Genomic DNA, 16031 nt, shown 5'->3' with positions numbered 1-16031 from the left:
AACACTAGTCCCCCATTTCAAACGCGTGGGTCTTCTTGAAGACAATCAATGAGATCCCGATAACTAAGACGGAAATAATCAACGTAACGGCCGCAGCCAATGAGTACTGTGGTGACGTCCCCGTCGTTAACTTGTAGATCCACGAGATTAGGATATCCGTCCCACCAGCGTTAGCACCGACATCACCAGGGCCACCTTGGTTAAACAGATAAATCATCGAGAAGTTATTGAAGTTAAACGTATACTGCGTCACAAAGATTGGCGCTGCAATGGCAAAAATCGTTGGTAACGTAATCTTGTTGAACTTTTGCATCACCGTCGCACCATCAAGCGTTGCGGCTTCGTAGAGATCTTCTGGAATCGCTTGTAGAATCCCAGTAATCATAACGTAGATGTATGGGAATCCTAACCAGCCTTGAATCATAATAATAGCAACTTTAGTCCAGAACGTATCCGTCATCCAGTGAATCGGCGCAATGTGGGCAAATGGAACTAAGGTGTTCCATAAGCCAATGACTTGCACGTTGATCGCACCAGCCGAATCGTTGAAAATATTTGAAAAACTCATGATAGAAACAAACGCTGGGATCGCCCAAGGAAGTAAGAAAATCACTCCGAAGAAGCGTTTACCCTTGATAAAGTTTTGGTTAGCAATAACCGCGGTGGCAATCCCGATAATAATTTGTAACGTGGTTGCACATACGGTCCAAATAACGGTCCAACCAAAGACGGCGTTGAAGGTGGCCCGGTAACTACTCAAGAAGAACATTGAGGTGAAGTTCTTGAATCCGATCCAATCCAACAGCATAGCCGGTGGAATATGCGCAAAGTCATAGTTCGTAAAGGCCATTAGCAGTGTAACCAGCACTGGGAACACAATCGTGAAAATCATTAAGAAGTAGGCTGGTGTGGTTAATAAATAAGCAAAACCACCATCCACTAAGCTTGCACCTAATTCTTTAAACGTATGGGAAACCTTTTTACCATTATTAATTAATTGCGCAACGTGCTTCGCATCGTAAAGGTTCGCAATATAAAATACAACGAACACAATCGTCAACAAAATTTGTAACGTCCCATAGATCATCATGAACAACGAATTGTCTTCCATTGAGACCGAACCCAATGTGACTAAGTTAGCAAATGCGCTGAAACCGCCGAAGACGAACTCAGCAACAAATGCCAACAGAATAATGATGAAACCAACACCTTTTATGGTCTGGCCGTTATACAGCTGACCGAGCCCGGGAATAATTGACAGGCGTTGCGCTTTTTTAACATCTTTTACTTGCATGTCGCCCGCACCCCTTTCCTAAATAAATTCTAAATGTCGTGCATTTTTCCTTTTAAAAAGGCTGAGACAAAACGAATTTTGTTTCAGCCCCCTTAAATTACAATTTTAATTACTTATCATACTTTTGTGAGATATTAGTTAAGATCGTCTTTTGTGCTTTATTAGCAGCTTGCTTTGGTGTCATCTTGCCACTAGCAGCGTTGGTAACCATTGTTTGTGCTGGTGTCCAAACTTCTGACATTTGTGGTAAGTTGATCAAAGGAACATCCTTGTCGTATTGCTTTGAAACGGCCGTGGCCATGTCATCACCAGTACTTGCAGCTTCCTTACGAGCAGCCGTGTTTGCTGGAATTTCACTAGCAGACTTGTACAGCTTGTTTTGGTTAGTCTTGTTAGAGATGAAGTCTAACCAAGCTTGTGCAGCAGTCTTGTGCTTAGAGTAGTTTGAGATTGCCCAAGCTTTACCACCGGCAAACGCTTGATAATCTTTACCGTTATTCAACTTAGGTAAGACGGCAACACCATAATCGATGTTAGACTTCTTGTAAGTTGCAGCCATCCAAGGGCCATCAATAACAGCAGCGGTCTTGTTAGACGTAAATTGTGAGGTCACAAAGTTTTCGTTAGAAGTGACATTTTGCATCCCACTTGGCCAGTACTTCGTGAACCACTTCGTCATGTAAGTTAAACCTTCAACGGCGCCAGAATTGTTCAAGCCCATCTTCTTAGCGTTCGTGTTGCCATCAGCAAAGACGTAACCACCGTAACCTTTGATGACACCAAAGGCATTGTAGAAGTTCGTCCACTGAGTCAAGAAGGCAACTGACTTAGTCTTATCGTTAGCGTAAGCATACTTCTTGTCGGAAGCTAACTTTTCAAGTTCCTTGAAATTCTTAGGTGCAGTCTTAATTAACTTCTTGTTGTAGTACAGAACGTCAGATTCAATCGTTACAGGCGCTGCATAAACCTTGTTCTTATAAGTAACAGATTTCTTCCCCGTTGCGTTGTAACGACCACTGGCCAACTTAACTGTTGACAATTGGCCTTGTGACGCCATTTGGCCAACCCGGTCGTATGGTGCCATCAAAACATCAGGACCCTTACCGGAAGGACCATCCAACTTCAAAGCATCGTCTTCATCAAGCATAGCCTTGTATGAGACCTTGACCTTAACGTTGTACTTCTTTTCAAACTTTGGAATCACCGACTTCATATATGACTTATATGAAGGATCCGCTGAAACCTTTAACGTTTTGTCCATCTTTGAACTGCTAGATGAAGATTTACTATTACCACAACCTACGAGCGTGAGTGCTAAACCAGTGGCTAGGACACCCATCCCCAACTTTTTCCAAGTACTCATAGTGCTTCCTCCTTGCGAAGTATCTTAATTCATTTACCATAATCTATTATGCATCTGTGCAAACGCTTTCGCAAGCGTTTTCGTAATGTTAACGTTAACAGAATCAGACCAAAAATAAATCCTAACGCTTAAAAACGTTAGGATTTATTGGTCCATCAACCTTTATACCAATTTATATAAAGATTGATAAGTTAATTAAAATACATCACATGATTTATATATACCAATTTCAGGATAATCATGCACTCACATTGCCTATGCCGATTTAACGACTAAGCTACTCCAAGCTGGTAACGTCACTTGGCGTCCCTTATATGCTGCACCACCCTGTACAAGCAACACTTTACCACCAACAAACGGCAATGAATACGTTTGCGTTTGTGCACTTAAATTGCAAACTATCGCCGCTTGTTCTTGCCCATCATCAATGAGATAGGTAAAGAGCTGTTCCGCACTTCCGAGCATAATGAACTGACCATCAACAAAGGGAGCTCGCTGCTTTAATTGCAGTAACTGCTGATAATAGTGATAAATACTATCTGGGTCAGCGATTTCTGCTTGCGCATTCATGTCATCAGTATCACCATGTTTCCATGGTAAGTGGTCAGAGAAACCATGATAAACCGTATCGTCCCATTGCATGGGGCCACGCCCAGCCATTTTATGAGTTTGATTCAGCATCCGCATAATCTCTGACTTAGACTTACCAGCGGCTTGAGCGCTTGCCACAAAGGTGGGTACCGTCTGATCTTCAAAGTCCGCAATATCATGATAACGGATATTCGTTAATCCTAATTCTTCGCCATAATAAATAATGGGAATACCACGTTGCAAGTACAGGGCCGTCGCTAACGCCTTGGCACTTGCCTGCGGATAATCAGGATCACCGTAACGCGTGGCGACCCGGGCCATGTCATGATTATTCCAGTAAAGTGTTGGCAAGCTAGTGTCTGCTAAAGCCGCCTGAATGCCGACCGTATTTTGCTTATAGGCCGTCACATCCATCGGCCGGGGTTGAAATGTATCAGAGAAGCTCGGATCATCCTGAGTATTGTCGTCCGCAAAAGTTCTGAACGTAATCACTTGATCACACTCATCCGTACCTGGTGTCGTATAGTCGACCATCAAGTGTGGGTCGGCGGATGACGCTTCACCGACGACGTACGTATCCGGGTGCTTGGCTTTGATTGCGGCGACAAAATCGTGTAAGTACTGATGCACTTTCGGTAGGTGGGCATAAAACATGTCACTAATGATAGGTGTCGAATCACCAGTCGGATTTGGATAAGTTTGGCGAAAGTCCGCTTTAGCCAGATGAATAAACGCATCTAACCGGAGACCATCGATACCCTTTTCAACCCAAAACTCAGCAACATCACGCATCGCCTGTTGCACTGCTGGGTTCTTCCAATTAAGGTCCGGCATCCGTTTATCGAACAAATGGAAGTAATACTGTGGGCCACCTGTTGGATCCTTCGCCCAAACACTGCCACCGAAAAACGAGCCCCAGTTATTTGGTCGCCCACCATCGGCTGCGGGATCTTGCCATAAATAGTAGTCCCGATACTTACTCTGTGGGTCAGCGAGCGCTTGCTTGAACCACGGGTGCTGATCTGAAGTATGATTCAAAACAAAGTCAAAGATAAGATGCATCCCGTGCTCGTGAACCGTTTTAATAAGCGTCTCAACGTCCGCCATTGTCCCCAAACTTGGGTCCACTTGATAGTAATCCGAAACGTCGTAGCCATTATCAACTTGGGGTGATTGATAAATTGGGTTTAACCATATCGTCGTTATTCCAAGCTGCTTCAAATAGGGAATCTTCGCGGTAATTCCAGGAATATCTCCAATCCCATCGTGATTACTATCGTTAAAGCTCTTCGGATATATTTGATAAATCGTTTGTTGATCATACCAATGCTTACTCATCTTCCAGACTCCTCTTTAACGGGTCGATTCAGCCACCGACAACCGTGAATTAATGATGATTTTTTCTTGGTCATGCAACCCACGGGAACGATCAGTATGATTGATATTAGCCAACAATAGCCGTGCAGCAGCTCGTCCCATTGCTTCAAGCGGTTGCTTCATCGTTGTCAACCGTTTAGCTGCAATCTGATTTAATAACACGCCATCAAAACCGATAACGCCATATTCCGTGGGTATCTGGCCCCCTTGGTTAACAATGCCCGTCTCGACCCCAATCGCCAACCGATCACTGGCACAAATGAACGCCGTATTCCGGGGAAAGCCAGACCAATGGGCCTTCACATATGCAGTTGCAACGTGTGAGTGATTGGTCAATCGGATAATTTGAGCACTAATATGATGTGTCGTGACGTACTCCCGAAATCCCCGTTCACGATCCAACTCAAACGGCTCAGCAACAGCGATACCAATAAAAACGAGATGCGTATAGCCCTGTTCTGCAGCATAATGCGTACTTTCCCAGACCGCCTGATAATTATTAGTATCTACGTAGTCATATCCCTGACGATTGCTACCAAAAAAAACGACCGGTTGATTAAGACGCTCGACCCATGCGTAATCCGCTTGTCGAATGCCGGTCAAAATATAACCATCACACTTGCCAACCTCATAGCTATTGCGCGTCGCAATTTGCAAGGCATATTGATGTTGATTCAATTCATTCGCAATCCCCGCAAGCAACATCATGTAATAGGGTTCCGTCGTGTCCATGTCTTCAAAGATCGTTAATTTTACGACCCGGGTTCTTCGCCCTACTAGCGCTCGCGCTGCCGCATTCGGTTGGTAGTTCAGTTGCGTCATCACATTTAAAATCATCTCACGAAGCTCAGGACGTACCTGTTCGGGATGATTAATGACCCGTGAAACTGTCATTTTCGACACATTAGCCTTTTTTGCGACATCGTTTAGCGTTATCATACTCAAAATACCCCCCTATAATTCGGTAATAGCACTTACTACTGTAAGGATTTGATTTGGTGGACTGAGTGGCGTTTCACGATTTGATGCGGCACAATCACTGCCGTTGATAGTTCATCAGCAGGATGGTCAGCCATCGCAATCTTGGCTGCTTCTTCTCCTAAGCGCTGCGGGAAGACCGCAATCGATGTCAACATCGGGTGCGCTAAATCAGAAAAAATCGAATTATTAAAGCCAATCAGTGAGAATTGTTTAACTTTCCATTCCGGGTCATTATGGAGAACCTGTTGCAATTTCAACGCCAACATATCATCTACGGCCACAAACCCGGTAACATCTGGGTACTGTTCAAAAAACTTATGTAGTGTTTTAACACCCGCCGCATGAGTCTCAAACCGTTCTTCCAACATAATATTTGGTAACTGATTTTGCATCATTACACGTTGATAACCAAGTATCCGATCACTTTGAACCATCCGTGATAAATCAGAATACAAGAAACCAATGCGCCGGTGCCCATGATCAATGAGATACTGCGCTGCATCCGTTCCGGCTTGGATATTATCATTATCAACATACGATGTTTTATTGACGTCTTGGTAAGGCTTCCCAATCACAACGTATTGCACATCAAATTGCTTCAAGCGTTCAACAACTGGGTCATCTTTTTCAGAATACAGTAAAATAAAAGTTTTAATATGACCTTGTGCAATCATGACATCAATATTATGCACCAGTTCGTCACTTGAAATACCCGTTGCTAACGTTGTCATTGCGCCATTCTTACTACAAACTTCATTGATACCCCGAATCATCTCTAGGAAAAAGGGATTAGAAAAGATTTCGTGATGGTCCACTGGTAGTACCACCCCGATTGTATTACTGGCCTTAGTTGCTAGATTCTGTGCATTAAAATCCGGCGCGTAATTTAATTCCCGCGCCGCTTTAACGACCTTGTCACGTGTTGGCTTACTGATAATCTTACTACCATGCATTGCACGTGACGCTGTTGAAGGCGAAACACCCGCGCGCTGGGCAACATCCTTGATAGTTGCCATCATGATCCCCCCGATCTATTTGAATCCATCTCATTAAATATAAAACGTTTTCATCGTTATTGCAAGCGATTGCATAAACTTGCATTATTTATTTAATTATACTTTATAACAAAAAACTGCGCCCAAGAAAATCGGCACAGTTGTGAGTATTTAACTAATAATTGTTTCCAGACCAGCTGCTAAAATACCACCAAGCAACGGGCCAAACATCGGAACCCAGGCATAACCCCAATTAGCCGACCCTTTATTAGGGACCGGGAGAATCGTGTAGGCTAATCGTGGTGCCCAATCACGAGCTGGATTAATCGCAAAGCCCGTGGTCCCACCCAACGTCTGACCCACGACAACAATGAGCAGCCCCACCATCAATGGCTTTAATCCCTGGGTAAAGTTACCGAGATTCAATAGTACGAAGATAAAGAAGAAGGTCGCAATCGTTTCGCTCAGAAAATTAAATACCGGGTTACTGATGGCTGGCCCAGTTGCAAAAATGCCAACTTGATTGCCATCTGCCGCCGTTTTTGCAGCTTGAAAGTGTGGGTAGTACTGAATAATAACGATTTCCGCGCCGACAAAGGCCCCTAAGAACTGGCCCAATAAGTACGGCCAAACGTTAGCCATCGGTAAATACCCGAATAACGCAAAACCGACCGTCACCGCTGGATTCAGATGACCATCCGAGCCAAATTGCCCAGCAACATAGACCCCAAAAGTAACGGCTAGGCCCCACGCCAAACAAATAAAGGTCCAATTCTGATGACGGGCATAATTACCCTTTAAATTCATGGCGGCACCACTACCAACCCCAAATACAATTAACACCATGGTACCTAAAAATTCACCTAAAAAACCGTGCATGTTCCGTCACCATCCTACTTGATTTTTAATGGCGCTAATTGCCCTTCAACGTCAGCAAGTGGCACGGCTGCCTGTAATAGCGATGCGGCCGTGTAGGCACTTTCAATGAGGGCCGTATCATATAGATGAACCGTTTTATCACTCATTTCAATGGCCATTTCCAGATTCATTTTGGCACTACCAAGATCATAAAAGGCCAAGAGTTCATCCGCACGATTAGCATCAAACGCTTGTGTGATTTTCGCCAGGCTAGTTCCGACTTGATCGTCATCCGTACCGCCAGCAATCGTAATCGAAACGTCCTGGGCAACTTGCCCTAACAAACGCTGAATACCCGCAGCAATTTCCGGGACGTGTGAAACAACTACAATTCCTAAACTCATAAGATTCCCTCCGTATCCAGTAATGTTGTAAATAAATAACCACTTGAGACAGCACCTGGATCAAGGTGTCCCACTGAACGTTCACCTAGATAGGAGGATCGCCCTTTTTTAGCTACCATTGGCTTGGTACTAGCAACCGCATCATCAACAACGGCCTGCGCTAGTTTGCCTGCTTGAACCGCCTGAACGACCGGTGCCCACACATCAATCAGCGTCTTATCCCCGACGGTTGCGCCACCGCGCTTTTCAATTCCAGCTAACGCTGCTGCCAACAAGCCACCTAAATCGCTATCAGTCTTACTTTGTTTTGCCATTTCTAAGAAGGCTGTTCCATACAATGGTCCGGAAGCACCGCCGACCTTGCTAATCAACGCCATTGCTGTCGCTTGAAATAGTTTGGTTAGATCGGTAGGTTGTGTAGCTAGCGCCGCTTTGACTGCTGCTAGGCCCCGGGCCATATTACCACCGTGGTCACCATCACCAATTGGCGTATCTAATTCACTCAGGTAACTTTGGTGTTGTTCAATCTGCTCAGCAAACTTATTCAGCCATACGGTTGTATTCTCAACTGTTAACATTCTCAATTCCTCCTTATGACCACGCGATTGTTTTGACCGGATACTGTAAGTAATCTAGCCACTGAGAGTCAGCAACATCGAATATCGTCAGTGAAATACCGGCCATATCAATCGAAGTCATATAATTACCAACCTTCATAAAGGCCGGTTGAATGTGCCGGGTTGCCAGTTCATCCAACAAGTCATGGCAAAAGACATACTGATCCATCAATGGCGTTGCTCCCATGCCATTAACCAAGAACGCATACTGATGATCTGACTGTAGGTGTAATTCATCATCTAATTTACCTAGCAATTCCTGAACAAGTTGTTTGGATGGCTTGATTTTTTCGCGCCGATAACCTGGTTCGCTATGGATTCCGACGCCAAACTCGATTTCATCATCTGCCAATTCAAAGCCAGGTTTGCCGACTTCCGGCACCGTCGCTGCGGATAATGCGACCGCAATCGTTTTAATCCGTGGCAAAACTTGCTTTGCTAGCTCTTCTAGAGTATCCAAGTCAGCACCTTGATCAGCCGCCGCTCCTAGAATCTTATGCATAAAGATGGTACCAGCGACGCCTCGGCGCCCCTGTGTATACAAGCTATCCTTAACGGCAATGTCATCATCAACGACAATCGATTTAACTTGAATATCATCTAATTCAGCCATATCTTTCGCCATATCGAAATTCATGACATCACCAGAATAATTCTTCACGACTAAGAAAACGCCCTTACCTTGATCGACAGCCTTAATAGCCGCATAAATTTGGTCTGGCGTCGGTGAGGTAAAAACCTGTCCTGCCACGGCAGCACTGAGCATGCCAGGGCCAACAAAGCCGGCGTGGGCGGGCTCATGACCACTCCCGCCACCACTGACGATTCCAACTTTCCCCTGCATTGAGTCTTGATCACTACGAACCATCGCTTCGGTATCCGGTAATTTAGTTAGGTACTGGGGATAGGTGCGCACTAACCCATCAACCATTTCAGCGACGACATTCTTAGGATCATTAATAATTTTTTTCATCTTGTTGCCCTTCCTTTCTCGAATTAACAAGTCCATTGTAGATGAATCCGCTTTCAAAAATAATGGACAGTTTCGCTGTTTTGTCCGCCAGCTTCCTGCAAGCATGGTCATTCGGATGCGTTATAATAAAACCAAATCAATAATATAAGAAGGTGTCCCCATGCAAATCATTAATGAACCTCAAAATGCCCTGAGCCAAGCAACTCAGGGTATTCAATGGGCCTATCCAAATTTAACATGGGTCCCAAATACATTGGGATGCTATGACAGCAACTTTCAAGATGATCAGATTCCGTTGATTGCTGGTGGGGGCAGCGGTCACGATCCAGCGCATTGGGGATACGTTGGGGCTGGTATGTTGACTGCCGCAGTGATGGGGACAGTTTTTCAGCCCCCGACCCCTCAAGAAATTATTAAAGTCACCAAACAAGTGACGCACCAGCGCCGCGCATTCTTTATCGTCAAAAACTTTCCGGCAGACGTTCGCGCGTTTACGGCTGCTCAACAGCAACTCCGAGCAGAACATTGGCAAACCGGGCTATGTATTGTGGCAGACGATATTTCCGTAGATAACGAGTCACTAAAACAGCGCCGGCGGGGAGTCGCCGGTACGATTTTAGTGCACAAAATTCTTGGCGCCGCCGCAGCTCAAGGTGCCTCTATCACTGAATTGGCCCACATTGCTGCCGCCTTAGTGCCAAACATTCATACGATTGGGGTTGCTGCTAGCGGTGCCCGTATTCCAGGACAGTCGACGGCATCATTTACCTTAAATCCTGGTGAAATCTATTACGGTATCGGTATTCACGGCGAGCCCGGTTATCGACGCGAGTCTTTCCAATCGTCAGAACGACTCGCACAGGAATTAATTAGTAAATTACGTCTCAACTTCAAGTGGCATGCTGGCGACCATTACGCCGTTTTCGTTAACTCACTTGGTGGGACGACGCCCATGGAACTCATGGTATTCAACAATGATGTTCACGAGTTACTCAGCCTAGCCTCATTAACGATCGACTTCAACAAAGTGGGGACGTTTTTAACCGCCAACGGGATGCACGGGTTGTCGTTGACCCTACTTAACTTAGCGGACGCCACCTGGTTAACTGCTTTAAACCGACCAGTCAAGACCGCCGCCTGGCCAAACTAGTTCAAAATTTTAAGTGTCATTTCAATGGCTGCGATGGCGTCCTGAGAAAGTACCTCGTAATCTTCAGGATGGCTAGCAACAATATTATGCGTTAGCGATTGCGCAATTCCCAGGCACAACAGCCAAATTAAGGCCGCTGTTTCCGTTGTTTTAGCATGCGTTAGTTCAGTCAATAACGCGGCTAAGTGATTCCCGACAAGCGCCGTCACGTCAATTTCATGCTGCGTATTAATACACTCGGCATAAAACTGGCGATTCGCATCCAACTCGTAACAAACTAGTTTAATAATGTCGATCCAAGGTAAATAATTCAGATTATGTTCAACTGTCTCAGTCAACGTATCATCAATAAACCAGGTTAATAATTCATATTTATCTTGAAAATAATCATAGAACGTTTGCCGCCTAAAATCGGCGGTGTCCATAATCGCTGTCACGGAAGTCCGACTAAACCCTTTCACTAAGACGACGTCATGAAAGGCTTGTGCAATTTTCTTTTTCGTAATGTACGCCATCCAAACGCCTCCATACTGCCTTTTATCAACATTGTAGCGATAACTATGGTCCATGTCCAACGGGAGCCATATTCAGGATTAATAGATCATTGCGAGAAACGCTATGTTAGGTCGTAGCGTTTCTCGCAATGATATTTTTATACCTCTTATAACCAACAAATTCGGGCCTAGTAATTCTCACCAAATTCCCCTAAAATACACTCAATACACTTAGGGGGCTTCAGTTATTATGACATCATCACTTACGGTTCGACGCATCCCGTTACTTGGCGCTTTAATTGCGATGCAGCTGGTCTTAGGGAGTTTACTGTCAATTCAACTACTGCTAACCAAGATTTCCTTCGCATTTATTATTATTGGTCTAACAGCTCGTTTGTTTTCACCACTAGTCACAGCCGGCAGTAGTGCCATCTCCTACCTACTCGGAATGTTGCTCTTTCCAAAGTTCACCTTTTTCCCTGGGTTCATCCTAACCGCCTTTTTGACCGGGTTAGTCTTTGGGTACGCCTTTCAACATCAAACCTCACTGACCCGTATTCTCATCGCCAACTTCATCGTTGTCTTCATTCTCAATTTGTTTTTAAACAGTCTCTGGCTCCATCTCATGTACTTAACACCGTGGTCAGTTTTGCTAACAACGCGCTTGATTCAAGAAGTCGTGACCTACGTCTGCTACTCAGTTATCTTGATCGCCCTATTTAAAATTCCGATTCTGAACCAGCTAACCGCGCGTTTTAAGTGACAGCAGTCATTAATTATTTAATTAATTAAGTGATGACCACTGGTACTTAATGCGCTTGCACACAAAAAAGGTCCAAGGGCCACAGTATCTCGCTGTGAGCCTTGGACCTTCTAATAATCTATCAATTATCATACGTACAAATGACAGTGAGCTGAAATTCAAGCTAATTCAGCGCCGCCACCATGCCAGCCAAGAATTCACTGGCCCCACCCACAAAGATTTGTTGTGAATGGTTGAAGATTGGCGCTTGTTCGTCCGTATTCACAGAAAGAACGTGTTGCGCGCCAGCCATGCCAGCCAAGTAATCGTCATCACCAGCGATACCGATGTTGATCAAGACTTCTGGCGCAACCGTCACCGCTGAGGCACCAATTTGTTGCTCAATGCTGAATTGTTCCATCGTCGTTAGCGGCTGGGTAACGGCCAGCGCCGCGCCAATCCACTTGGCTAGTTGTTGGGCTTGAAGCAATACTGCGGGTTCCATCGCCCCCCGGCCTAATGCCACGACACGCTTGGCCGTGGCGATGCTACCGACATTGACCGGCACATCCTTAGTCAGCTTCAAACGTTTTACAACCCGATGTAAATCAGCCACGACTAGGTGCTCCGGAGCCGTTTGGGGACCCGCTGTCGGAACGTCGACCACTTCATCGTTCAGACTCGTCGCGGCAAAGGTCAGGGCTAACTGCGCATCCGTACCAATAATCAACGGCAATGTCGCCACGTCATTTTGCAAGGCGACTAACGGTGAGTGTTGCGTATAGGCCAAATCACCGATCAGTGGCATCAAAATTTTAAACGGTGCCAAGGCGTTTTGGCTGGCAAACACCGCTGCTAATTGCGCGGCATCTGTAAATGAACGCTCATCATCAGCCTGTTGCGCCGCATTATAGACACTAGTCTGTAAAGCGGCCGTAATCGCCATTGCTGGCGCCAAGGCTGTTAACGGCGGCTGTTCTGTCAGCGCTAACTGTCGTGTTTGGTCCGTAGCATGCTGCCATATTCCCGCTGTGATTGCCCCGGCAAATAATTGTCCCAGGCTTTGCGCCCGTTGCATTACTCGTTGTCCTTGTCCCAATTGACCGATTTGATCAGCGGCTGTTACTGGGACATCGGTGAGTTGAATATCTGCGATAGTCAATCCGTGTAACCCTAGCGGAGCTATCGGTTGGCCAACTGTTACACCCGGCTTATCGGCAGCGATAATAAAGGCTCCGGCAGCATCCGGTGGTGTCTGTGCGAGGACTAAATACTCAGTGGCCTGTGTAACATTCAAAACTGCTTTAACGGTACCAGACAGTTGCCAACCAGCCGTCACCGGCGTTGCTTTAACGGTACTGCTAGCTGTGACTTGCTCTGGTAGTGCCGCGAGGCCAAAGACTGCGGGTTGCCCGCCATACCGCTGGCGCTGTTGCGGGGTTCCAAACGTCAATATTGCATCCTCAACTTGCCAACTACTAGCAAAACTCATGGCAAGCCCGGCTGAGCTTTGAGCCAGTGCTAGTGCACTTAGGATACGTTGGCTCAGACGGTCATCCGGTAGTGGATCGTCTAAAGTCAATTGCTGGGCAAGGGTTGTTAACGTAGGTCGCTCGATTGTCCCAGTCGACTCAATCTGCATTACGAGTCCCATCAGCTGTTCCCGTGTCAGTGCCATTAGTCGCTGCCACAATCCCGTTTGTCGTGCCGTTAAATGTAATTCCATCCTAATCCCTCACTTCGTCCGTCATCTATTAAGTCTAACTTACCACACTTTTAGCCGACCAACGAAAAAAGCGAACAAACATTATCACGCTTGAACGTTGCCCAACCCATTGGTCGAAAAACAGTCGCCCGGATTGAACACCAGTCGACTGCTAAAATAGCTATGATTACTATTGATTATCTAAATTTGACGCGACAAACCCGTGTTCTAAGATTCCCATGTAAGTTTTCGCCCGACTGACCACCCATTCAACATCGGCCATCGATTCGACTTGATGATCTGCGCGCATATAGGCTTGAAATTCCGTGAAAATTTGATTGTAAACACCCATGATCAGGTCAATCGTCGCTTCACGATCAACCTCCGCACGCAGAGACATTTTATCCAGCACCCGACTAATCATTTCCCGGGAAATAGTCATCGACTTAGTATACAGGATCTTCATTTGTGCCTGTATCTTTGCAGGCAGACGCTCCAACGCGCCATACGCGTCGATCAAGACCTTCATTTCATCCGGGTGGTCTTGTCCAAACGCCGCCTTGTAACGCGCGCTCCGCACCATCAATGTGACCAGGTCGTCTGGAACATCGAAAACTTGTTGATTAACGGTGGCAATAATTGTGTCAGTGGCGAGCTGAACAGTGGCCAAGTACAGGCCCTGTTTACTGCCGTAATAATGAAATACCAGGCCCTTAGACACCTCAGCCGCGGACGCAATCACATCCGTCTTTGCATCTCGATAGCCACTGACGGCAAAAGCGTGCATGGCCGCGTGCATAATACGCTCGACCTTCGCAGGGTCTTTCGGAACTGATTGTTTTGCTGCCATGACGCGCACTCCTTTCGTTTACTGAGCTAGGTCTCGCCGCTGATAGCTTAGTGCTGCTACTACTAATATTAGCACAGTTAATAACAGGCACCAGCTACTTGTCGTCCCATCTAAGGGCTTGATTGGTACCTTGTTAACAAAGCCAAGCGGCGTTAAACGGCGGGCCCATTTTGGCAAATCAATCAAATTACCCGGATATAATGAAAAGAAGGCGTAAAATACCCAGGCCCACGCAGCGTACCGCCATTTAGGACGCCAGCCCGCGAGCGCACTCGTCACCGCGACCATCACTAACATCGCCGGTGCATAGGCCGCAAACACGTGCCAATAGGTCACCCAGCTAATGGGGTTGTCCATACTCTTCAGGCCCATCAAATACATGCCGCTTAGACCGGCCAGTAAAACGAGCAGTCCCGTTACGATCGCCCAACCGGTATAGCTTGCCCACACGTGCCACCGTGATGTGGCCGTCGCATAAACTTGATGTAGATAGCCTTTTTGTTCATCATTGACCAGCTTGAGCATTAGCTGAACTGCTGGAATCAGGGCAACGATTACCATGACAATGGCCAGAACCGCAATGAAGTTTTTGACGATCAAACGGTTCGCTGCTGCTAAAGCTGACGCGCCCAGCAACTGTTTGATCATTGGGTTGCTCTTTGCCAAATCGCCAATCGTATTAAAGACGGACGCATACGCGGCACCTAAGATAAAGTTCCCTAGTAGCCATGCAATAATCAGACCATGTGCCTGCCGCCATAATAGGGTCACGGGACCCCGCAATAAACCGCTAGCCTGTCGCCGACCGCGCCGTGGTTCGACTAAGCCCGCGCCCAAGTCCCGATAAGCATTAAGAGCTGCAGCCAAACTTAAACAACCAAGACCCAGTAATACGTACAGACCGATTGGTAACCAATCATTGGTTTGATACGCATCTAATTTTTCAATCCAACCAAAGGGGATCCACCAAGTCAGGTCTGGACGGTTAACATCCGTGCCCATTCGTGCAACGTACATGACGCCCAGTAGCAAATAGCTCAGCATCGTCGTACCACTCGCACTAGTCATTACCTGTGCAAGTAACAGCGTCAACATTCCAAAAGCCCAGCCTAAGCCTCCTAAGCCCAGACCAATTAACCAATTACCTGGCGTCGTCGCTCCCGGAAGCTTGGCGACGGTCAGCCCGAGGGCAAAAAGAAAACCAATCAAACCATTTAGCGCCGTTAACTCAGCTGCCCCGGCGAATAGTGGTGCTAACCGACCGACCGCGTGGGCACGCACTAGCTCTAGCAGGCCATCATCTTCATCCCCGCGCGTCGTAACCACGGCCACCATGATATTCATCACAATCATGACGATGGCCATAAAAACCACCATTTCAGTTGCAAACACCTTGGCCGTCGTATATGGCGATTTGGCCGAAAACGCACCAAATAGGGAAATCATCGCGGGTGTTTTAAGCGTTTTAACAATTTCATTCAAGGCAGTTTGGGTGCCATAAATACCATCAAACTTCGCGGCGATAGCCGTGAAGAGTCCCGTCAACACGACGACCCAAATGAGCAACTTTTTCCAATCTCGTCGTAAGTTAAACCGTATCAGTAATCCGGTACGAGCAAATAGTTGTGTTGCCATCA

The 16031-nt window shown here is 46.3% G+C and carries 15 protein-coding genes; 2 read left to right on the top strand and 13 right to left on the bottom strand.

Annotated features, from left to right (window positions below; all coding sequences use genetic code 11):
• Window positions 1-4: 4 nt before the first annotated feature.
• The 9 genes from V7R88_RS00760 to dhaK all read right to left on the bottom strand — a co-directional run bounded on the left by V7R88_RS00760 (window position 5) and on the right by dhaK (window position 9453).
• The gene (locus V7R88_RS00760; protein ID WP_057717091.1) at window positions 5-1294 is read right to left on the bottom strand and encodes a carbohydrate ABC transporter permease; all 1290 of its coding nucleotides are present in this window, start codon (window positions 1292-1294) and stop codon (window positions 5-7) included.
• Between the two features lie 109 nt (window positions 1295-1403).
• Window positions 1404-2657, bottom strand: a complete 1254-nt coding sequence (locus V7R88_RS00755) for an extracellular solute-binding protein (RefSeq protein WP_214334751.1) — start codon at window positions 2655-2657, stop codon at window positions 1404-1406.
• Between the two features lie 255 nt (window positions 2658-2912).
• Complete coding sequence (locus V7R88_RS00750; protein ID WP_057717093.1) at window positions 2913-4586, bottom strand: alpha-glucosidase; 1674 nt, start codon at window positions 4584-4586, stop codon at window positions 2913-2915.
• 15 nt (window positions 4587-4601) lie between these two features.
• The gene (locus tag V7R88_RS00745; protein ID WP_210696782.1) at window positions 4602-5564 is read right to left on the bottom strand and encodes a LacI family DNA-binding transcriptional regulator; all 963 of its coding nucleotides are present in this window, start codon (window positions 5562-5564) and stop codon (window positions 4602-4604) included.
• A 38-nt stretch (window positions 5565-5602) separates the two neighbouring features.
• Window positions 5603-6622: a LacI family DNA-binding transcriptional regulator gene (locus V7R88_RS00740; RefSeq protein ID WP_063731968.1), complete on the bottom strand. Its 1020-nt coding sequence runs from the start codon at window positions 6620-6622 to the stop codon at window positions 5603-5605.
• Between the two features lie 150 nt (window positions 6623-6772).
• Window positions 6773-7480: an MIP/aquaporin family protein gene (locus tag V7R88_RS00735; protein ID WP_214334752.1), complete on the bottom strand. Its 708-nt coding sequence runs from the start codon at window positions 7478-7480 to the stop codon at window positions 6773-6775.
• A 14-nt stretch (window positions 7481-7494) separates the two neighbouring features.
• Complete coding sequence (gene dhaM / locus V7R88_RS00730) at window positions 7495-7863, bottom strand: dihydroxyacetone kinase phosphoryl donor subunit DhaM (RefSeq protein WP_057717097.1); 369 nt, start codon at window positions 7861-7863, stop codon at window positions 7495-7497.
• Window positions 7860-8441 carry a dihydroxyacetone kinase subunit DhaL gene (dhaL, locus tag V7R88_RS00725; protein WP_214334753.1) on the bottom strand — a complete coding sequence of 194 codons (582 nt, stop codon included), beginning with the start codon at window positions 8439-8441 and terminating at the stop codon, window positions 7860-7862. The genes dhaM and dhaL overlap by 4 nt, the downstream gene beginning before the upstream one ends.
• Window positions 8442-8454: 13 nt before the next feature.
• Window positions 8455-9453, bottom strand: coding sequence for a dihydroxyacetone kinase subunit DhaK (dhaK, locus tag V7R88_RS00720; RefSeq protein WP_214334754.1), 999 nt, complete (start codon window positions 9451-9453; stop codon window positions 8455-8457).
• 160 nt (window positions 9454-9613) lie between these two features.
• Here dhaK and dhaQ point away from each other — a divergent pair, with 160 nt between their 5' ends.
• Window positions 9614-10603, top strand: a complete 990-nt coding sequence (dhaQ, locus tag V7R88_RS00715) for a DhaKLM operon coactivator DhaQ (protein WP_057717100.1) — start codon at window positions 9614-9616, stop codon at window positions 10601-10603.
• Here dhaQ and dhaS read toward each other — a convergent pair.
• Window positions 10600-11118, bottom strand: coding sequence for a dihydroxyacetone kinase transcriptional activator DhaS (gene dhaS, locus V7R88_RS00710; protein ID WP_057717101.1), 519 nt, complete (start codon window positions 11116-11118; stop codon window positions 10600-10602). The two genes, dhaQ and dhaS, sit on opposite strands and share 4 nt — an antisense overlap.
• A gap of 229 nt (window positions 11119-11347) precedes the next feature.
• Between dhaS and V7R88_RS00705 the strand changes: the two genes are divergently transcribed.
• Complete coding sequence (locus V7R88_RS00705; protein WP_054399447.1) at window positions 11348-11860, top strand: folate family ECF transporter S component; 513 nt, start codon at window positions 11348-11350, stop codon at window positions 11858-11860.
• 163 nt (window positions 11861-12023) lie between these two features.
• Here V7R88_RS00705 and V7R88_RS00700 read toward each other — a convergent pair whose 3' ends face one another.
• The 3 genes from V7R88_RS00700 to V7R88_RS00690 form a co-directional block, all read right to left on the bottom strand.
• The gene (locus V7R88_RS00700; RefSeq protein ID WP_214334756.1) at window positions 12024-13565 is read right to left on the bottom strand and encodes an FAD-binding protein; all 1542 of its coding nucleotides are present in this window, start codon (window positions 13563-13565) and stop codon (window positions 12024-12026) included.
• 169 nt (window positions 13566-13734) lie between these two features.
• Window positions 13735-14394, bottom strand: a complete 660-nt coding sequence (locus V7R88_RS00695) for a TetR/AcrR family transcriptional regulator (RefSeq protein WP_214334758.1) — start codon at window positions 14392-14394, stop codon at window positions 13735-13737.
• 18 nt (window positions 14395-14412) lie between these two features.
• On the bottom strand, window positions 14413-16029 hold the full coding sequence (locus V7R88_RS00690) for an ABC transporter permease (RefSeq protein ID WP_338816290.1): 1617 nt from the start codon (window positions 16027-16029) through the stop codon (window positions 14413-14415).
• Window positions 16030-16031 lie beyond the last annotated feature (2 nt).

It is taken from the genome of Lactiplantibacillus argentoratensis (assembly GCF_037290055.1).
In the GTDB taxonomy this organism is placed as follows: domain Bacteria; phylum Bacillota; class Bacilli; order Lactobacillales; family Lactobacillaceae; genus Lactiplantibacillus; species Lactiplantibacillus plantarum.
Note: the sequence above shows the minus strand (reverse complement) of the source record. Positions and strands in the feature narration are given on the sequence as shown.

What these genes read in the sequence shown, in the direction of transcription:
- V7R88_RS00760 (WP_057717091.1), bottom strand. Translation starts at nt 1,294, where the DNA reads ATGCAAGTAAAAGATGTTAAAAAAGCGCAACGCCTGTCAATTATTCCC.
- V7R88_RS00690 (WP_338816290.1), bottom strand. Translation starts at nt 16,029, where the DNA reads ATGGCAACACAACTATTTGCTCGTACCGGATTACTGATACGGTTTAAC.
- dhaS (WP_057717101.1), bottom strand. Translation starts at nt 11,118, where the DNA reads ATGGCGTACATTACGAAAAAGAAAATTGCACAAGCCTTTCATGACGTC.
- V7R88_RS00695 (WP_214334758.1), bottom strand. Translation starts at nt 14,394, where the DNA reads ATGGCAGCAAAACAATCAGTTCCGAAAGACCCTGCGAAGGTCGAGCGT.
- V7R88_RS00755 (WP_214334751.1), bottom strand. Translation starts at nt 2,657, where the DNA reads ATGAGTACTTGGAAAAAGTTGGGGATGGGTGTCCTAGCCACTGGTTTA.
- V7R88_RS00750 (WP_057717093.1), bottom strand. Translation starts at nt 4,586, where the DNA reads ATGAGTAAGCATTGGTATGATCAACAAACGATTTATCAAATATATCCG.
- dhaK (WP_214334754.1), bottom strand. Translation starts at nt 9,453, where the DNA reads ATGAAAAAAATTATTAATGATCCTAAGAATGTCGTCGCTGAAATGGTT.
- V7R88_RS00735 (WP_214334752.1), bottom strand. Translation starts at nt 7,480, where the DNA reads ATGCACGGTTTTTTAGGTGAATTTTTAGGTACCATGGTGTTAATTGTA.
- V7R88_RS00740 (WP_063731968.1), bottom strand. Translation starts at nt 6,622, where the DNA reads ATGGCAACTATCAAGGATGTTGCCCAGCGCGCGGGTGTTTCGCCTTCA.
- V7R88_RS00700 (WP_214334756.1), bottom strand. Translation starts at nt 13,565, where the DNA reads ATGGAATTACATTTAACGGCACGACAAACGGGATTGTGGCAGCGACTA.
- dhaL (WP_214334753.1), bottom strand. Translation starts at nt 8,441, where the DNA reads ATGTTAACAGTTGAGAATACAACCGTATGGCTGAATAAGTTTGCTGAG.
- dhaQ (WP_057717100.1), top strand. Translation starts at nt 9,614, where the DNA reads ATGCAAATCATTAATGAACCTCAAAATGCCCTGAGCCAAGCAACTCAG.
- V7R88_RS00745 (WP_210696782.1), bottom strand. Translation starts at nt 5,564, where the DNA reads ATGATAACGCTAAACGATGTCGCAAAAAAGGCTAATGTGTCGAAAATG.
- dhaM (WP_057717097.1), bottom strand. Translation starts at nt 7,863, where the DNA reads ATGAGTTTAGGAATTGTAGTTGTTTCACACGTCCCGGAAATTGCTGCG.
- V7R88_RS00705 (WP_054399447.1), top strand. Translation starts at nt 11,348, where the DNA reads ATGACATCATCACTTACGGTTCGACGCATCCCGTTACTTGGCGCTTTA.